1 protein-coding gene is annotated in these 575 nt (G+C 50.1%); it reads left to right on the plus strand.

All coding sequences use genetic code 11. The annotated features are described in order from the left end of the window. Positions 1–111 precede the first annotated feature (111 nt). Positions 112–575 (plus strand): DUF4277 domain-containing protein (locus ACE5LO_RS27765; protein ID WP_375523139.1); only part of this gene is annotated, 464 nt, incomplete at its 3' end.

Consider the following 575-nt stretch of genomic DNA (forward strand, 5'->3'; position numbering starts at 1 on the left):
CTCACATTTCGCACCCTTATGAACGCCTGAAATAATATTTTTGGATCAAAGAAGAAATGACCGAATGGCGTCGAATATCTCTACGTAGCACATAACGTACGGAGGTCTTCTATGCAGTCGCCTATACAGATCGAAGCCATTCACCCACAGGGGTATTTAAATCTCATCAGCCAAATGATGAAAGATATGCGGATTCCGCAGACGATTGATGCAAAAGTTCCCTACGATGCTCAGTGCAACGTGAGTCCGGGAGACGTTGTCCAAATGATCGTCATGGACATGCTGACCGGGCGACAGGCGCTCGTTCATATGGCGGACTGGGCGAAACGATTGGATCTTGAAAAGTTGTTCCGCCCCGGCGTGCAAGCTTCGTTCTTTAACGACGATGCATTAGCGCGGCATCTGGATCGAATCAGTGGGGCTGGCGTACATGAACTCTACTCAACTCTGGCGCTACAGGCGTGGCAGCGTAATCCGGATTCGGTTCTGGCCTTCCACAGCGATACCACAAGCAAATCGGTTTATGGCGCATACAAAGCAACGGACGAAGACGATCTCCTCATCACCGAAGGGTA

Origin of the sequence: Paenibacillus medicaginis, assembly GCF_042138635.1 — a bacterium.
In the GTDB taxonomy this organism is placed as follows: Bacteria; Bacillota; Bacilli; order Paenibacillales; family Paenibacillaceae; genus Paenibacillus; species Paenibacillus medicaginis.